Source organism: Vannielia sp. (assembly GCF_029212645.1).
Classification (GTDB): Bacteria; Pseudomonadota; Alphaproteobacteria; order Rhodobacterales; family Rhodobacteraceae; genus Vannielia.
On sequence record NZ_JARGND010000021.1, the window covers coordinates 42,059 to 55,336 of the forward strand.

Genomic DNA, 13,278 nt, shown 5'->3' on the forward strand with positions numbered 1-13,278 from the left:
ATCGACGTGATCGGCGAATGGCTGACCGAGATCAACGTTACCTCACCCACCGGCATTCAGGAGCTTGAGCGGTTTGATGGGATCAATGTGGCGGCGATGATCTGGGACGCTATCGACGCGCGGCTGGCGGCTGGTAGCTGATCAAGCGTCAGGGTCTACCCTGCCACGGTTTGCCTTCACCTCGCCGCGCACCTTCTTGGCCTTCAGGCGGCGCTTTTTGGAGCCGAGCGTAGGGCGCGTGGCGATCCGGCGCTTGGGCTTTTCGCAGGCCTTGCGGATCAGCTCTGCCAGCCGTTCACGCGCGATTTCACGGTTGCGGGCTTGGCTTCGGGTGTCTTGAACCAGCAGCAGCAACTCGCCTGCCTCTGTCCAGCGCCGCCCGGCGAGCCTTCGCAGGCGAGATTTCACGGGTGGGGGCAGGTTGGGTGAGGTGGCGGCGGCAAAGCGCAACTCAACAGCGGTAGACACCTTGTTCACGTTCTGCCCACCTGGGCCCTGCGACGTGGTGAACACCTCGGCCAGTTCCCAATCTTCGATCGTGATGCTGTCGTTTACCCGGATCGGCATTTCATTTCTTTCTGTCAAAAGGGCCGCCCCGGCGAGCGGGACGGCCCTATCGAACTTTATGGAGGCGAGGTCGGTTAGACCATTTGCCAACGGCGTGCAGCCACGCGCAAGGGGTTAACCTAGTTGCGCATCTCCATCGCTGTCCCGACACCTCTCTCCAATGTAGCTCTCGACACTGGATCACCTCCTTTCAGTTGTTGAAAAACACAAATTCAGCGTGAATCAGGAAGTGTGCGCCTGTCAAACTTTTTCTGAAGGGGCGAGGCTGGCGACGATCAGGCGGAACGGAACCAGAGCTACGGCCGCGAGCGCCAGTTTCACACCCCAATCGGCCACGGCGAGTGACATCCAAAGTGGCACGACGGGGCCAGCGCCAAGCAGCGGAACCCCTTGTTGTGCCCACTCCGGCAGGGCTGTTGGCTCGAGGCCGTTGAACATTGCGGCAAAGGCGATGGAGAAAAAGATCACCGTATCAACCGTGGAGCCAACCAGCGTGGAGGCGAGGGGGGCTTGCCACCATGCCCGCGCGCGCATCCTGTCAAACACCGCAACGTCTAACAATTGGGCAGAAAGAAAAGCGATGCCAGAGCCAAGAGCCACGCGCAGCGTAACAAGCGGGCCAAACTCACCGTGGATTTGTGACCCCACAACAGAGCAGGCGACACCCACGATAAAGCCCGCCACCACAACTTTGCGGGCGGTGGCAGCGCCATAAAGGCGGTTCATTGTATCTGTCACGAGGAAGGCGATGGGGTAGGTCAAGGCGCCCCAGGTCAGCCAATCGCCGAGCAGATGTTGCACAAGGATGTTGGAGGCCACGACAACGGCGGCCATGGCGAGAACGCCAATAATCAGGTTGGTCTTCATGGGTTTACCCGTTTTTGCAAGGTATTCGGGGACTTGGCCCCACCGGATGCGGGACGGCGGCTTCTAACGCCGCCACGCGATCAAAGCAAGGGGCTACTCGGGCAGGGTGATCTCTACCAACTCACTTCGCTGTATGGCGCGAAAGTTGTCGTCGGTGACAAGAACGGCCTTGAGTGTACCGCTCGCATTGCGCCAAAGCGACAGGCCCTCAAGGTTGCCATGGGTGAGCGGCCTGGTCTGGTAAACCGTTTCACCAGACCAGTCATCGCCTTGCAACGCATGGCGGGTGACGCGGCTGGAAAATCCGTAGCCCGTGAAGTGCCGCCAGAGCAGGTAAAGCTGACCGCGATCATCGAAATCGGCCCCAACGGGCAGCCACTCACCCTCGCGTGGGATATGGCCGATCACCTGCCAGCCCTCGTTCCCGTAGCGATAAACCGGGAACGGGGTGCCATAGCTGCCGGAGCGCTCAGGCAGGGTGTAGAGCGCGCCATCCTGATCAATCGCGAGGGCTTCAAGGGATGAGTTGGCTTGCATTTTCTTGAAGTCCGGGTGGCGCGGGAACCACGCGGCCTCTCCGCCCTCGGGCCGGTATGTCCAGATGCGGTGATACCCCTCGAAGGAGACATAAAGCCGCCCGTCCGGGCTGCGAGCAAGGCCTTCGGAATCAGTTTCCACGCCAGAGGTCGGGATGTTGTCGGGATCATTGAGGCGCTGGTGGCTGTCTACCGTAACGCCGGTAAGCCGCCCCGCACTGTTGCGCAGCAACTTCCCTTCGGCCAATGCGCCACGGTCGGAAATGGCCCAGAACCGCTGCCCGTCGGGTGAAACCTCGATGCCGGAAAACCCACCAAAGCGTGTGTTTGCATCGGTTGGGGGCAATGGCACCACCGCCACCTCATGCCCGCCGCTGCCTTGCCCTGCAGCAAACGCAAGGGAGGAGAGGAGAGCAAGGGTGGCGAGGCCTAGCGCGACTTTAGAACGCCGGCGCATTGGCGGGGCAGATCGGCCATGGTGTAATCACGCGCGCCGCGTTTGCGAGGCGTGGGCTTGGCCTTTTTCTTCTTTGGGGCAACCTTGGGTGGGTTGAGATAATCGGTCAGCCACCAGTTCAGGGTTTCGTCACAGCCATCGCGGCCTTTGGATAGCTCCTTCACCGTAGGCCGCTGGGTTTGGCAGTTTCTTGACCCTTTGGGGCACTTCAGGCGCACATGAAAGTGATAGTGGTGGCCATAAAGCGGGCGGATCTTGCGGATCCAGTCCCAATCGCGCCGCTTGGACTTTTGGCAGAAATAGGCCTTCACCGGCGGGGTCACAAAGATGCGGTCAACGGCGGGATCACGGGCGGCGGCTTCGATGATGGCGGCGTGGGCCGGGGTCCAGTAATCGTTGACCGTTTTTTGGCTCTTGGCGCGCACGGAGATCGCCGAAAGGTTCTCACGCTGGCCGCGCGACAGGCGCAGGCTTTTCGGCTTGTTCATCCAGATGTCCATATCCAGCCCGATCTGGTGCGATTGATGCCCGGTGATCATTGGCCCGCCGCGCGGCTGCGAGATGTCACCGATATAAAGGCCTTTCCAGCCTTGCTGCGTGGCCTTGGCCGACAGGCGCTTGATGAAGGAAACGGTTTCGGGGTGGCCCCAGTTGCGATTGCGCGAAAGCCGCATGGCTTGCCAAGTTGGCCCGGTTTCAGGCAGTTGCACCAACCCGGCGCCGCATCCCTTGGCGTAGGTGCCAATGGCCTCGGGCGCCTGGCGTGAGCCGGATTTTTTGGAGCCAAACAGATCTTTGGCTTTGGTTTCTGCGGTGGCGGCGGACAGACCGGCCGCCAGAATGGCAAGGGATAGACAAACTGCGCGGATCATCAGGGGCGTTCACCTCCGTCGGGTTTCACCCAGATTAGCAGAATCAGCCCAATTAGAAACAGTCCGATCAACGGGGTAACGCCAAGATTTTGTGAACCGGTGAGGGTGGTGGCCACGCCAATAGCAAAGGGCGCGACAAATGAGGTGGATTTGCCGGCCAGCGCATAAAGGCCAAAGGCCTCGGTCATCCGCTCTGGATTGGCCTGACGGACCATCATCGTTCGGCTGGCGGCCTGGATCACCCCGCCGGCTGCCCCGATCACTGCGCCAACGGCATAAAACGCAAAGTCAGCCGCGTTGCCGGAGGGATCAACAGGGAAGCCGAGCACGCTTTCGCGGCTGATCGTTGCGACGGTGATCGCAACAAGCGTAAGGATCACGACGCAAACCACGATCACCGGCTTGGGGCCGAAAACCGTATCGGCGCGCCCTCCCAAAAAGGCAAAGATAGCGCCCATGATAATGGCCAGAATGCCAAAGATGCCGGTTTGCACCACGCTCCAGTCCAGCGTGCCAGCAGCGTAGATGCCGCCAAACACATACATTCCGTTCAGCGCGTCACGGTAAAACATTGACGAGGCGAGATAGGCAAAAAGCGAGGGCGTGCGCGGCAGGTTGCGCACAGTGCGCCAGAGCCCGCCAAGCGCTTCCTTGATCGCCCCTTTGGGGGGGGTGCCCATGCGCGGGTCCCGCACCCACAGGAAGAAGGGCACCATGAACACGGCATACCAGATCGCGGCAAGCGGCCCCACCGCGCGGGTGCCTTCACGGGTGGCGGGATCAAGGCCAAAGATCGGATCAAACCCTGCAACGGTTTTGCCGGTTTCGGGGCTTTCTGCCAGAAACACCAGCATGATGACCAAGGCCAGCAACCCGCCCACATAGCCAAACGCCCAGCCATTGCCGGAAATGGCGCCCATCTCTTCGCGGGAGCCAAGATCGGGCAGCATCGAGTTGGTGAAAATCGTTGCAAACTCCATCCCGATGAGGCCGATGGCGAAGAACAGGAAGATCGTCATCAGGTTTCCGGCGCCCGGTATTGCCCACCAAAGCCCGAATGCTCCAACCACGTAGAGCAGCGAAAACAGCCAGACCCAACGCACCCGCCGCCCCGATGTATCGGCCATGGCCCCAAGGATCGGCGCGATAATGGCGATCACCAGCCCGGCGGAGCCAACCACATAGCCCCACGTCGATTGCGCCTCATCCGGGTCGCCGATCAGGTCTTTCACATAGGGGGCAAAGATGAATGTGAGCAGGAGCGTGTTGTAAGGCTGGCTGGCCCAATCAAAGAAGAACCAGCCCCAGATGCGTTTTTTAGCGGATATTTCGGCCATTCGGTGCTCGCCCCTTCGTTTGCTCTCATAGAGCACCGATGTTGCGCGCCGTGCAACTGCGCATTGCAGGCCCGGCGTGGCTGAAATATGATCTCCCAAAACCAATATAAGCAGCAGTCATCCCATGCTCCGACCATTCAATCTGATCATTGCCGCCGTTGTGGTGGCGGGTATCGCCCTTGTCCTTTCGGTGACCCTTGGCGGCACGTCACGAAACTCCGAAGGCGCGGCGCAAAGCGGTGGAGACGATGTTGTGATCGGCCTGCCCTACAAGGTTGATGCGGGCTATGTGCGGCGCAGCGGCCAAAGCCCGGCGGTGGGTTTTGAGATCATCCTGCCCAAGCGGTCGGATGATGCCCACACCATCGGGATTGACGAAAAACCAACAGGCGGGATCGTTCAGTTCAACTTTCATTCGGCCGATGAGGATTTTCTCGAAAGCCTCTTTATCGCGCCGATCCCCATTGCCGCCGGAGACATGGATGACCGGCTTGCCGAGATTGCGCCGCGCCTTGCAGAGCAGGGGCCAGCGCTGCTGCGCCAGCGGTTTGAGGATGTCACCGCCGAGCCTGTACGCGAGGTGATGGTGGGCACATACCGGGCAACGGAGTTGACGGGCACCTATCTCGACCCGCGTGATGAGGCGCGCTATGCCTACCGTTTCCTCGCGCTCCCGGACCCGGAGCGCGTGCAAAGCCTTTATGCGGTGAGCCACGTCAACCAAGCCTATCAGTCGATTGAGACCCCCGATGCCTTTGCCGATACGCTTTCAGGAAAGGCGCTTTCGATGCTTCGGCTCACGGCACCGCCGCAGGGTGGCTCCGGGGGTGGCAGCGGTGGGCAGGCGGGGGCAACCGCGGCCAGCGAGTGACGGGTCAAGCTGCGGTGCGGCGTGGATCACGGGTTTCCAATCGGTGGGTCGGCTGGCTAGACTGTCAGCACCACTTGATTTGATTGGAACAGATTTTCATGCCGCACACTCTTCGCCCTATGGCGGGTTTTTCGCTGACCGTTGCCTTATCGTTGCTGCTTGTTGCCCCGGTTTACGCGCAGTCCCAAGTTGAGGCGCTGGCGGGGTTCGAGCTTGATCTTTCCTCCAGTGAAGAGATCGTGAGTGGTGAGACATTTTCCGCTGATGCTGATTATCTGAAAACCGCAGGCAAGCCTGGGTGGCCGCCGTTTGATGTGATCGTCCCGATGGCAGGCAACAGCGAGTATGACAGCCGCGTCGTGGAGGCGCCGGGGACGGGGTTGTTGAAGTTTGTGTTTGTCACGCCGGGGGGCGGCTTTATCGAAAGCGTCGGCCTTTCAGCGGCCTCGATGCCCATCGCGGACCTCGACAAACGGCTGGAATATTTTGCCACGGTATTGCGCACCGAGGTGGTGCCGGGTCTTGTTGATGGCAAGACAGAGGCCACAAGCGCCAATACCCGCCCCACAAAACTGGGCGACACCGATGCAGTCGAACTTTTCGGCAGCTACAAGGATGCAACCTACGGCACCATTCACTGGCGTCTCGTCGGGTTGCCCCACCCCGATCGCGAGGAGGGGTTCGTTGCGCTTGTGCAGGTGGCCGAAACTGCTGTTCCGATCACCTCACCTGAAGATTACCCGGCCACGTTGACCGGGCGTTTGTTGGAAACCTTCAGCTTTCGTTAGGGGTTAGAGCGCCTCGAAGGCCAGCGCGATCCCCTGCCCACCACCGATGCACATCGTGACCAGCGCCCGCTTGCCGCCAATCCGTGAAAGCTCGTAAAGCGCTTTCACGGTTACAAGCGCGCCCGTGGCGCCCACCGGATGGCCAAGGGCAATAGCCCCGCCATTGGGGTTTACCTTCGCCGGATCAAGGCCAAGCGCGCGGTTCACGGCGATGGCCTGAGCGGCAAAGGCCTCGTTGGATTCGATAACGTCGAAATCCTCAACCTTGAGGCCGGTGCGGGCACAAAGCGCCTCTACGGCGGGGATAGGACCAAGGCCCATGACATTGGGGGCAACCCCGGCATGGCCGTAACCGATAAGCCGTGCGCGCGGTTTTAGCCCTGCCTTTTCAGCAGCTTCAGCGCGGGCCAGAACCAGCGATGCGGCCCCATCGTTGATGCCGCTGGAGTTGCCAGCGGTTACGGTGCCGTCCTTCTGGAAGGCAGGGCGCAGGCCGGCGAGCTTTTCGGCGGAGGTTTCCTTTGGATGCTCGTCGGTGGCGAAAGGCACCATCTCGCGCTTCACTTTCACTTCAATGGGCACGATCTCATCCACAAAGCGGCCCTCGGCGATCGCCCGTGCCGCGCGTTGCTGGCTTTCCAGAGCGAAACTGTCCTGATCTGCGCGGCTTACCCCGTGATCGGCGGCAACATTCTCGGCCGTTACGCCCATGTGGCCGGTGCCGAAGGGGCAGTTGAGCGCGCCAAGCATCATGTCCTGTGCGCTGATATCTCCCATCTTCTGGCCCCAGCGGGCGGCGGGGATGATGTAGGGGCTGCGGCTCATGCATTCTGCGCCGCCTGCGAGGGCAAAATCGGCATCCCCCAGGGCCAGCGCCTGCGCGGCAGAAACAATAGCCTGCGCGCCGGAGCCGCAGAGCCTGTTGACGTTCATCGCAGGGGTGCTCTCGGGCACGCCCGCTTCCATCGCGGCAACGCGGGAAATATACATATCGCGCGGCTCGGTGTTGATCACATGGCCATATACCACGGTGCCGATCTGCCCGGCTTCCACGCCGGAGCGCTCCATTGCAGCCCGCGCGGTTGCCGCGCCAAGCTGGGCGGGTGGCGTGCCGGCGAACGCGCCGCCAAAAGTGCCAATGGCGCTGCGGGCGCCGTCGAGAATCACGATATCGTCCATGGGGTACTCCTTTGAATTTTGCGGAGTTTAGTCATTAACGCGGGGCGGGCAACCGGGGGATTGTGGGCTGGCGCATCAAGTGGAACACTCGGCACGAATCCACCACCACGGGAGCCGCCATGCCTGTTGAGGCCGTCATCTTTGATATCGGGAATGTGCTGATCGAGTGGAACCCCGAGCGGTTTTATGATGCCGAAATTGGCCTGAAGCGGCGCGAGAAGATGTTTGCTTCGGTTGACCTGCACGAGATGAACGAATGTGTGGACCGGGGGGCGAACTTCCGTGAAGCGGTGCTTGAGATGGCAGCGGCTCACCCGGAATGGACGCAAGAAATCACCCTTTGGCATGACCGCTGGATCGAAATGGCGCAGCCCGCCATCGACCATTCAGTGCGGCTGTTGCGGGCGCTCCGCACGGCGGGAGTTCCGGTGTTTGCGCTGTCGAACTTTGGCATCCAGAGCTTTGAACTGGCCGAGCGGCACTACCCGTTTTTGGCAGAGTTTGACCGCCGCTATATTTCGGGCCACATGGGCGTGACCAAACCTGACGCATGCATATTCTCCATGGTCGAGGAAGATTGCGGCATCGCGCCGGGCGCACTGTTATTTGCCGACGACCGGGCCGACAATATCGCCGCTGCCAAAGCGCGGGGCTGGCAAACGCATTTGTTTACCAAGCCCGAGGGGTTTGCCGCGCGTTTGGTCGCCGAGGACCTGTTAACAAGGGAGGCTTCAACATGACTGCTCCGACATTTATAAATTATGAACAAGGCGAGGCGGCGCTGAACTGGCTGCACCTGAGTGACGCGATTGCCGCCGGGCATGCCCTGCCCAAAGCGCAGATCGAGGACGGCCTTCTTTACCGTGGCGATGATACGCTGCTGTCGCGTGCGGCCTGGATCACCGGGCTGGGTGCGCTGGCAAAAACGGCCACGGTATTTCCGGGCAATGGTGCCAGGGATCTGCCTGCGGTGAACGGCGCGGTGACGTTGTTTTCTGATGAAACGGGGCAGGCCGAGGCGTTTCTTGATTTCCATCTGGTGACCAAATGGAAAACCGCCGGGGATAGTTTGCTCGCCGCGCGGCGGCTGGCACGCCCCGAGAGCCGCAATATTCTGATCCTTGGGTCGGGGGCCGTGGGGGCCTCGCTGATCGAGGCCTATGGCACGGCGTTTCCGGGCGCGCGTTTCACCCTCTGGAACCGCACAGCCGGCCGGGCCGCGCATTTGGCCGAACAAACCGGCGCGTCGGTCGCCGCAAGCCTTGAGGCGGCGGTTAGAGAGGCCGATATCATCGCCACGGCGACGATGACAACCGAGCCGATCCTCAAGGGCGAGTGGCTGCAACCTGGCCAGCACGTTGACCTCATCGGCGCTTATCGCCCCGACATGCGCGAGGCAGATGATGTAGCATTGCAGCGGGCGCGGGTGTTTGTGGACAGCCGGGACACGACCGTAGAGCACATTGGCGAAATCAAGGACCCGCTGGCGCGTGGGGTGATTGCAGCGAGCGATATCGTCGCGGATTTTTACGAGCTAGAGGCCTTCATCCGGCGCTCTGACGAAGAGATCACCATCTGCAAAAACGGCGGCGGTGCCCATCTGGACCTGATGGTTGCCCGCCACATTCTGGAGCAGGTGAAGGGCGCGGCGTCTTAGCGATAGGCGCTGCTGCAAGCCCCTGATTTTGGAGAAAGGTCACAGGCCCGCCGATAGGCCGCTTCCGATTTTGCCGTGTTCTTTTCTGTGCCTTTCTGGCCTGTCTCATAGATATTACCCATCATCGTGCACCCCCAAGCGGCCCCTTCGGTGCAGGCGTTGCTGTAGGTGGCCAACTGGCACGATGGAGAGCCCGCAACGGCTGGCCGAGTGCCGGGAAGGAAGCTGCCGTTTTTCACCGTTGCAGCGGCGTTGACGCAGGCGTTGGCGACCCCGAGCGCGCAGGCTTTCATGTAAAGCGGGTAAGTGAAATTGCCGTTGGGCGTGATTTCATGGGTTGTTTGCAGCGCGTTGGCGAGGCCAAAACAGGCGCGGCTCTCGCCCTTGAGGCAGGAGGTAAAGCAGCTATTTGGCTTGCGGCCGCAAGAGCGCGGCTTGCCAGTGGTGCGGTTTGCCCCGTTATACACATTGGCCGGGCACGCCTTGAAGAAGCTCTGCATCTCACTGTTTTTCAGGATCGAAACAAGCGCGGCGCGGGTTGGCTGCGGCTGCTTTCGCGCCCATTCCAGCGAGGTTTCGGCGGCCACCATGAGCGGGGCTGTTAGCAGCAGGAGGGTAAGAGCGAGGCGGATCATGCGGGGGTGGCTCCAAGGGTGGTTCTGTTTTCACGGATCGGGAGGTGGACAAGGGCGGAGAAGGCTCCGATGCCAACGCCAATCCACCACACCATCGTATAATCTCCATAGATATCATACATTTTGCCGCCCAGCCAAACGCCCAGAAAGCTGCCAAGCTGGTGTGAGAAAAACACGATGCCATAGAGCGTACCCATGTAACGCAGCCCGTAAATATGCGCGACGAGCCCCGAAGTGAGCGGCACCGTTGCCAGCCAAAGGGCGCCCATCGTGGCAGAGAAAAGTAGCACCGTGGTGGGGGTAATCGGCAGCAGGATGAAGGCGGCGGCGACGAAGGTGCGGGCGGTGTAGATACCGGCCAGTAAGTACTTCTTGGTATAGCGTTTTCCCGCCCACCCGGCGGTGAGTGTGCCAACGATATTTGCCAGCCCGATCAGCGAAATTGCGATCGCCCCGAGGGCAGAGGTGGAGGAGATGCCAAGCGAGGCCAACATACCGCCGCCCTGAACGGGTGAGCACATCTCGGCGACCAGCGCCGGGAAGTGCGCGGTGATAAAGGCGAGTTGGTAGCCGCATGAGAAAAAGCCAAGGAAAATCAACGTGAAAGACGGGTCTTTGGCCGCACGCATCAGAACTTGCCCAAGGCTTTCCTCCAGCTCGGAACGGCTGGCCATATCGGGGGAACGCATCATCGGCAAAACGGCGAGGACAAGGATAATGGCGGCGGCGAAGATCAGGAAAACCTCGCTCCAGGCCATGAAGCTCAGCATCCATTCGGCCAGCGGTGCGCCAAAGACCTGCCCGGCAGACCCTGTAGCGGTGGCGATGGCGAGCGACATCGAGCGGTTTTCATCAGAAGATGCCCGTCCCACCACCGCGAGGATGACCCCAAAGCCGGTGCCCGCGATGCCAAAACCAACAAGGATTTCAAGAAGTTGGTGCTGTAGTGGCGTGGTGGCGGCAGAAGAAAGCACGAGGCCGACAGAGTAGAGAATAGCGCCAAGTACAATGGCCTTCCGGTCTCCCATCCGCTCGGCAATTGCGCCAAAGATCGGCTGACCAAAGCCCCAGGCGAGGTTCTGGATGGCGATGGCGAGCGAAAATTCGGCGCGGGCCCAATGGAATTGCTCGGCGATGGGGATCTGGAACACCCCAAAGCTGGCGCGGATCGCGAAATTCACCAGTATAACGGCGCAGCCGGCGATGAGGACGGGGGTTAGGAGGGGGGTGCGGGGTTCCATGGGAGTGTTTTGGCGGGCGTTGGGCGGGGCGTCAAATTTCATTTCGTGATATTAACGATCTTTCCCTTGTTTCCCCATCGGGTTAGCAGGGGGCATGGCTGATACTTTGCCCGAAATATACCAACAGCGCGTCACCGAGGGCCTCCTGCGTGACGATCCGGTGCAGCGCGCCGCCTTGCCGGCCTTTGAGCGGGTGCGCAAAGCGCTGGCGGAGCGCCCCGAGCAAAAGAAGGGCGGCTTGCGCGGGCTGTTCAGCAAATCCACCCCGGCCCCCGTGGAGGGGCTTTACCTTTGGGGCGGGGTTGGGCGCGGCAAGTCGATGCTGATGGACCTCTTCTTTGAAACGGTGCCGGTAGACCGCAAGCGGCGGGTGCATTTTCATGCGTTCATGCAGGAGATTCACGGGCGGTTGCACGAGGTGCGCAAGACCGGCGTGGATGATGCGATAAAACCCGTGGCACAAGAGGTGATCGACGCAGTTGATCTGCTGTGTTTCGATGAAATGCAGATCAGCGATATCACCGATGCGATGCTCGTAGGGCGGCTATTTGAGCGGCTTTTCGAGGCGGGTGTCGCGGTGGTGACAACCTCCAACAGGCCGCCGCGTGATCTTTACAAAAACGGCCTCAACCGCCAGCTTTTCTTGCCTTTCATCGACCTGCTCCAAGAGCGGATGGTGGTGAAGGAGCTGGCCTCTGAAACCGATTACCGGCAAGACAGGCTGGCAGGAAGCCCGGTGTACTTCACGCCCCTTGGCAGCCAGGCGCGGGCGGCGATGGATGCGGTTTGGGCCGATCTGGCGGGCGGGGCGGCGGAGCCTTTGACGCTGGTGGTGAAATCACGCGAGGTGGTGCTGCCGCAGTTTGCCAGCGGTGTCGCGCGGGCGGATTTTTACGAGCTTTGCGGCAAGCCTTTGGGCGCGGCGGACTACCTTGCAATGGCCGAGGCGGTGCGGGTGCTGATGGTGGATGATATTCCGCGGCTTTCACGCTCAAACTTCAACGAAGCGAAGCGCTTTGTGACGCTTGTGGACGCGCTTTACGAGGGCAAGGTCCGGCTTATCTGCTCGGCGGCGGCGGAGCCGGAAATGCTGTATGTTGAGGGCGAAGGCACCTTTGAATTTGAGCGCACGGCGAGCCGGTTGCGCGAGATGCAGAGCGTGGATTGGGGCAGCGAGGGTTAAGGCACCGGGCGTTGCAAAGCGGCCCAAAGTGGTTACCCGCGCGCACGGCGTTCGGCCCGTTAGGATTGGGCCGTTAACCGCAAAAAGATCACAGCCACAAGTGATGCACACCCGATGCACAAACCATGCACATGTCATTTGACATAGTGGCATTAAGATAACGGGCCGTGCGCAGCGCCAGAGTGGAAACTGACACATTGGAGTTTTCATTTTGGCAGAGAGTTTGAAGTTGCCACAGAGCGGACGTTCGTTCGCTGCGCAGCGAGTGGCCGGTTTGAGCCCTTTTTGACTGATGCTGCGCAGAGATCGAACGGCAGCTATGTGGGCAAGGAAGCGCGAAGCTCTTCGTAAGAGATAGCGACATGTTCGCAGTATGCATCGCGAGCCATCAAGGTTTCGAAGTATCGCTTTAAGGACGGGAAGTCTCGCCTTTGGATTTCGATGTCGAAGTATCGATAGAGCACATGTCCGAATTGGATATCAGCGAGAGTGAAGTCAGCCCCACACAGCCATTCATTGTTCTGCAATTGGCGCTCTGCAATCAGCAATTTCGCTTCAAGATTTTGGACTGCATCCGCTATCGCGCTTGGATCTTGCTGCGGTTTCGGTGTGCGCACGACCCGCCAGAAAACAGGTCCTGTGAAGCAGAGGGCAATGTTGATTTTTGACCATTCGGCCCATTTGTCCACCTGCGCACGCTGTTTAGGATGTTCTGGCCAAAATGGCCCGCGACCATAAACATTGGCCAAATATCTGAGTATAGCACCGGTCTCCCATAGAGGCGTTTCTTCTCCGTCACTTAGCACTGGCACGGTACGATTGGGGTTCATTTGGGCAAATTCGTCGGTGTCCGTAATTCCGTAGATATGTCCTGCATCATGTCGTTCGTAAACAAGCCCAAGTTCGCCTACACACCACATCAGCGCCTGGACATTTGATGACGATTTTCTTCCCCAAATCTGAAGCATGTTCCATCCCTTCCCAGACGCGCATTCTCGCGGGTCTGATAATTGAATGCGGACCTTGCAACAAGAGATCGCAATGGCAGCAAAGTCCCGCACAGCGGCCACTTGCTCAAGGCGAAGCCA

The 13,278-nt window shown here is 60.3% G+C and carries 14 protein-coding genes and 1 pseudogene; 6 read left to right on the forward strand and 9 right to left on the reverse strand.

What is annotated here, in order from left to right; genetic code table 11:
• Nucleotides 1-141: pseudogene (locus P1U55_RS08790) on the forward strand (glutathione synthase); the annotation flags it as partial.
• Here P1U55_RS08790 and arfB read toward each other — a convergent pair.
• The 5 genes from arfB to P1U55_RS08815 form a co-directional block, all read right to left on the reverse strand.
• Complete coding sequence (arfB, locus tag P1U55_RS08795) at nt 142-567, reverse strand: alternative ribosome rescue aminoacyl-tRNA hydrolase ArfB (protein WP_301047196.1); 426 nt, start codon at nt 565-567, stop codon at nt 142-144. It abuts the pseudogene before it with no gap.
• 240 nt (nt 568-807) lie between these two features.
• A complete protein-coding gene (locus P1U55_RS08800; RefSeq protein ID WP_301047183.1) occupies nt 808-1,434 on the reverse strand; it encodes a queuosine precursor transporter in 627 nt (208 codons plus the stop codon).
• A 93-nt stretch (nt 1,435-1,527) separates the two neighbouring features.
• Nucleotides 1,528-2,322, reverse strand: coding sequence for an esterase-like activity of phytase family protein (locus P1U55_RS08805; protein ID WP_301047184.1), 795 nt, complete (start codon nt 2,320-2,322; stop codon nt 1,528-1,530).
• 77 nt (nt 2,323-2,399) lie between these two features.
• On the reverse strand, nt 2,400-3,299 hold the full coding sequence (gene mepA, locus P1U55_RS08810; protein WP_301047185.1) for a penicillin-insensitive murein endopeptidase: 900 nt from the start codon (nt 3,297-3,299) through the stop codon (nt 2,400-2,402).
• Nucleotides 3,299-4,636 (reverse strand): MFS transporter, encoded by a 1,338-nt coding sequence (locus P1U55_RS08815; protein WP_301047187.1) that lies wholly within the window; start codon nt 4,634-4,636, stop codon nt 3,299-3,301. Before P1U55_RS08815 ends, mepA begins: the two co-directional genes overlap by 1 nt.
• A gap of 124 nt (nt 4,637-4,760) precedes the next feature.
• Here P1U55_RS08815 and P1U55_RS08820 point away from each other — a divergent pair, with 124 nt between their 5' ends.
• Nucleotides 4,761-5,507, forward strand: a complete 747-nt coding sequence (locus tag P1U55_RS08820) for a hypothetical protein (RefSeq protein ID WP_301047188.1) — start codon at nt 4,761-4,763, stop codon at nt 5,505-5,507.
• A gap of 119 nt (nt 5,508-5,626) precedes the next feature.
• Complete coding sequence (locus tag P1U55_RS08825) at nt 5,627-6,295, forward strand: hypothetical protein (protein WP_301047189.1); 669 nt, start codon at nt 5,627-5,629, stop codon at nt 6,293-6,295.
• Between the two features lie 3 nt (nt 6,296-6,298).
• On the opposite strand, the gene P1U55_RS08830 is transcribed toward P1U55_RS08825, so the two are convergent.
• On the reverse strand, nt 6,299-7,474 hold the full coding sequence (locus tag P1U55_RS08830) for an acetyl-CoA C-acyltransferase family protein (RefSeq protein ID WP_301047191.1): 1,176 nt from the start codon (nt 7,472-7,474) through the stop codon (nt 6,299-6,301).
• 119 nt (nt 7,475-7,593) lie between these two features.
• On the opposite strand from P1U55_RS08830, the gene P1U55_RS08835 reads away from it, so the two are divergent.
• A complete protein-coding gene (locus tag P1U55_RS08835) occupies nt 7,594-8,214 on the forward strand; it encodes an HAD family phosphatase (protein WP_301047192.1) in 621 nt (206 codons plus the stop codon).
• Complete coding sequence (locus P1U55_RS08840) at nt 8,211-9,131, forward strand: ornithine cyclodeaminase (protein WP_301047193.1); 921 nt, start codon at nt 8,211-8,213, stop codon at nt 9,129-9,131. Before P1U55_RS08835 ends, P1U55_RS08840 begins: the two co-directional genes overlap by 4 nt.
• Here P1U55_RS08840 and P1U55_RS08845 read toward each other — a convergent pair.
• On the reverse strand, nt 9,128-9,766 hold the full coding sequence (locus P1U55_RS08845) for a hypothetical protein (protein ID WP_301047194.1): 639 nt from the start codon (nt 9,764-9,766) through the stop codon (nt 9,128-9,130). The genes P1U55_RS08840 and P1U55_RS08845 overlap by 4 nt on opposite strands.
• Complete coding sequence (locus tag P1U55_RS08850) at nt 9,763-11,007, reverse strand: MFS transporter (protein WP_301047198.1); 1,245 nt, start codon at nt 11,005-11,007, stop codon at nt 9,763-9,765. Before P1U55_RS08850 ends, P1U55_RS08845 begins: the two co-directional genes overlap by 4 nt.
• A gap of 94 nt (nt 11,008-11,101) precedes the next feature.
• Between P1U55_RS08850 and zapE the strand changes: the two genes are divergently transcribed.
• Nucleotides 11,102-12,190, forward strand: coding sequence for a cell division protein ZapE (gene zapE, locus P1U55_RS08855; protein ID WP_301047195.1), 1,089 nt, complete (start codon nt 11,102-11,104; stop codon nt 12,188-12,190).
• A gap of 317 nt (nt 12,191-12,507) precedes the next feature.
• Here zapE and P1U55_RS08860 read toward each other — a convergent pair.
• The coding region (locus P1U55_RS08860; protein ID WP_366943036.1) for a glutathione S-transferase family protein at nt 12,508-13,278 on the reverse strand (771 nt) is incomplete at its 5' end.

Bases quoted from the DNA above. Each gene is read 5' to 3' on its own strand.
- arfB (WP_301047196.1), bottom strand. From the start codon at position 567: ATGCCGATCCGGGTAAACGACAGCATCACGATCGAAGATTGGGAACTG.
- P1U55_RS08800 (WP_301047183.1), bottom strand. From the start codon at position 1,434: ATGAAGACCAACCTGATTATTGGCGTTCTCGCCATGGCCGCCGTTGTC.
- mepA (WP_301047185.1), bottom strand. From the start codon at position 3,299: ATGATCCGCGCAGTTTGTCTATCCCTTGCCATTCTGGCGGCCGGTCTG.
- P1U55_RS08815 (WP_301047187.1), bottom strand. From the start codon at position 4,636: ATGGCCGAAATATCCGCTAAAAAACGCATCTGGGGCTGGTTCTTCTTT.
- P1U55_RS08820 (WP_301047188.1), top strand. From the start codon at position 4,761: ATGCTCCGACCATTCAATCTGATCATTGCCGCCGTTGTGGTGGCGGGT.
- P1U55_RS08825 (WP_301047189.1), top strand. From the start codon at position 5,627: ATGGCGGGTTTTTCGCTGACCGTTGCCTTATCGTTGCTGCTTGTTGCC.
- P1U55_RS08830 (WP_301047191.1), bottom strand. From the start codon at position 7,474: ATGGACGATATCGTGATTCTCGACGGCGCCCGCAGCGCCATTGGCACT.
- P1U55_RS08835 (WP_301047192.1), top strand. From the start codon at position 7,594: ATGCCTGTTGAGGCCGTCATCTTTGATATCGGGAATGTGCTGATCGAG.
- P1U55_RS08840 (WP_301047193.1), top strand. From the start codon at position 8,211: ATGACTGCTCCGACATTTATAAATTATGAACAAGGCGAGGCGGCGCTG.
- P1U55_RS08845 (WP_301047194.1), bottom strand. From the start codon at position 9,766: ATGATCCGCCTCGCTCTTACCCTCCTGCTGCTAACAGCCCCGCTCATG.
- P1U55_RS08850 (WP_301047198.1), bottom strand. From the start codon at position 11,007: ATGGAACCCCGCACCCCCCTCCTAACCCCCGTCCTCATCGCCGGCTGC.
- zapE (WP_301047195.1), top strand. From the start codon at position 11,102: ATGGCTGATACTTTGCCCGAAATATACCAACAGCGCGTCACCGAGGGC.